Consider the following 3,528-nt stretch of genomic DNA (forward strand, 5'->3'; position numbering starts at 1 on the left):
AACACATAAACAAAAGAAAAGACAGAAAGCCTAAAGGGCGGGCAAATGTAATTAAATTTTAAAACTTTTATTACATTCCCCACCCATTATTCTTTATTAAATTAAATTGTTATTTTAAACTATTCTTTCTTGTTTGCTTAAACAGAATTCAAAAGCCCCACCCTAGCGTCGTTTAAAATTATTGTATATATACCGCACGCAAAATAAGTTTTTAACCCTAAAATAAATTAATAATTTAAATTCAATTATATATAAAATTTCATTAACCGTGCGTAAAAAGAATTTTAAAAGTATTTTTTAATTAATACACTTAAATTATTTTAATAATAGAATTTTAATCTTTTATCCTCTTTAAAACTATTTCTTGAAGGATTGCCTTCCGCTCTATATATCTTTTTATCCTTTATAGAATATATACTTGACCAAATTGTATCAATATCATCTTTCTTCTCATACTGGCACATAAAACCATATTTACCGGATAATAATTCTTTTGAAAAATCTAAATTATATTTATAGTTTTTAAAAGCATTTTCTAATGTATTATATCTTTCATGAGAATGCACATCATCTTCCAAATCTGTTTGATAAACTCTCATACATTCACTTGCAAAATGATTAGAAGTAAATACATAATCATTTTTTATTATATGCTTTTTATCACAGTTACATTCAACTAATGCTATATTAGAATTTCTATCTGCTATAATAATGTTTTGTGATGATGATATAGGCACTTCTTCTAAAAAAGATAAAGCCTCATTCACATCATTACATTTTTCTAATATATATCTCACAAGCATACCAGCATTAAAACCATAATTTATTTTTACAGGATATACAAAAGTCAAAGTACAAGCAAGAGCTTTTTCATTAATACCATCTTCCATTTCAATAAATGCCGTTGTATTTCCTATAAATGAATATGAATCATTTAATTTGTAATATACACTATCACAATATTTTTTTATGCTTTTTATAAAATCACTGTTTTTTGCTAAAATAATATTATCATCAGTTTTAAATGCAAAAGAAGAACATTTATTTTCAAATATAAAAGCATATATTGTAAATAAAAAATCTGCTATATCTTTATAATTTGTTTTTATATTATTGCAGCTTAATCCATCAGCCATTCCTTTTATTTCTTCTATTATTTCCGGAAAGAATTCTTTATATATTGGCATGCATTTTGTAGAGAAGTCCTTACGCTCTTTTGATATTTTTATTTTACTTAAAGGGTTTATATTATTTTTAGAAAGTATATTTCCATATTTGAAGCCAGCCTCATAATGACTTCCTTTAAATCTTGAATGATACATACTACCTCCAAAAAATTAACTTTAAAAAGGCTAGCATAATAAAAATTTAAAGTAAATATGAATAAAAATTTTTTAAAATAGAAAATAAAAAAGTAGTTAATAACTATAAAATAAATTATTAACTACTCTATATTCTTTTATCTAATTACCGTGCGTATTAAATAAATTTACTCTACGAAAATACTTTTCACTATGCTGTAAATTGATGAAGCAAATCTCTTGTTTACCTTTAAAGGATTAATCAAAGTCTTAATGCCGTCATCAATCTCATAAAACTCAATATCACCAAAACTAACATCTTCATTAGCATCTATTCCAAAATACATATAGTCGAATGTAATGTGAACTGATATATTAAGATAAGTGTCTTTTAATATGTACTCAAAGAAAGTTCCTCCGTCCATAGCCTCGCCCCTAGCCATATCATACTTGCTTGCTAATGACATTAACACTCCCGCTTTTATTGTTTTTGAATTAAGAGAATTAATTCTATCTTCATTAATATCTTTTTCTGTAATCTCTTCATATTTGAAATCAAGCTGCTCTATTGGCTGAACTATCTCATAATCTGATAATTGACTTTCCCATTTTGCTATAGTGTCAGCATCCAATTCTGAGGGGTGAACTAAAGTTATTAAACTATTTTCTTTTAGAGTGTATTCTTCTTCGTCAACTGTATTAAATGTGCCGTCTTCCATATACCTAAAACTTTCTATTAAATTGTTGTTCTCATCATAAGCACCCCAAATAAGTTTTAAAGCAAACATGTTCATTATAGGGTTTTCAACAAATACGGTTTTGAAATTGTTGTAAGTCCATTTTCTGCCGTTTAATAACACTTTTTGAAGCCTTATTTTCTGATTCTGTATCAAAGTCTTTATTTCTTTTTTGAGGGTAGTGTATTCTTTTTTGGCACTGTCAGCTTCTGATTTATCATCTTTGCTGTTTGGGGCAGGAAGTGATTTTATTGTTTTTTCTTTTTCATTATCTGTAATTGTAAGTTCAAGATTATTGTTTATCGATAATGTGAATGTTCTTTTTGCTTCTCCGCCGTAGTTTAAAACTCTTTCACCCTTTTGATTAAATCCAAAATTAGGTATTATTCTATCCGAAAGCTCATCGGCGGTCATATCAAGCATATAGGCTGCATTATCCATTGTCTCTATTGCAACTTCTTTTATCTTTGCAGTAGGAGCTTTTCTTGTGAGTCCGTCTACCAATATTAATGCATAGTTTTTTCCGTTTAATGCCATACACTTTATAATAAATCCTGCCATAACTGTGCGTGAACTTTTTGCAAACTCTTTTATGAGCGGATAAACCTTATCTACTTTCAAATCATCAGAATATATCAAATAAGGTATTAAAATATTTTTCTTTGTTGCTTCATAGTTAGAATCTCTCCAATGAATATATAACATTTCCAATGCATCTGTAAATGAAGCAGTATTAAGAATGCCCGCAAGCATATCGCAGTCTTTTAATTTTGCAGGCTCTACTAAATTCATATATTCCATGATGATATATTTAAATATTCTCTCATCAGCCTCTTTGCCATCGTTGTATAAAACTTTTGTAAGCTTAATATCATCTAAAAACTTTATATTTTTTTCATAATTTGTATTGTAGTAAGTGTCAATAAACTCCAAAGCCTCATCAATACTTTTAAAATAGTCGCCGTATTTTTTAAGATTCCAATTCTTAATAATATTTTTTAATGCTCCTTTCAACTCTGATGATCTTGCTTTCTCTGACATCTTCTCAACATATTCTCTTGTAATAGATTCATTGTCAGAAATAACTTTAATACAATGCCTTTTTACTTCGACTCTCTTTGTATTTTCAAGAACTGTATAAAGTAAATGATAATCATTATAATTATATTTATTATATAAAGTCTTTAATATATCTAAAGCTGTATTTTTATTGCCTGTTATATTATCCTTTATAAACTTATCATCATTTAATATATTTAGCACTTCATCAAAATAGCTTTTAAACAATTCATCTTTCACGCTATTTATAATAACATTATTATTTTCATCTAAGCATCTAAGCTCTCTATATAATGTAGGAAGATATTTTCCGCCAGGGTTATAATAACAATTTGAAAAATCTCCTGCATAATCAAAATAATATGATAATAAAATTTCTTTTAATGTAATATTTAATTCTTTGTTGTTTAATAAACTGTCAATAACTTCTT

2 protein-coding genes are annotated in these 3,528 nt (G+C 26.8%); both read right to left on the reverse strand.

Annotation, left to right across the window (positions count from 1 at the left end; genetic code table 11):
- Positions 1–320 precede the first annotated feature (320 nt).
- Positions 321–1,322: a C45 family autoproteolytic acyltransferase/hydrolase gene (locus E6A48_RS11095; protein WP_219710340.1), complete on the reverse strand. Its 1,002-nt coding sequence runs from the start codon at positions 1,320–1,322 to the stop codon at positions 321–323.
- Positions 1,323–1,489: 167 nt separating this feature from the next.
- The coding region (locus E6A48_RS11100) for a DUF4132 domain-containing protein (protein WP_219710343.1) at positions 1,490–3,528 on the reverse strand (2,039 nt) is incomplete at its 5' end.

The sequence above is a fragment of the Brachyspira pilosicoli genome (genome assembly GCF_019402445.1).
Taxonomy (GTDB): domain Bacteria; phylum Spirochaetota; class Brachyspiria; order Brachyspirales; family Brachyspiraceae; genus Brachyspira; species Brachyspira pilosicoli_B.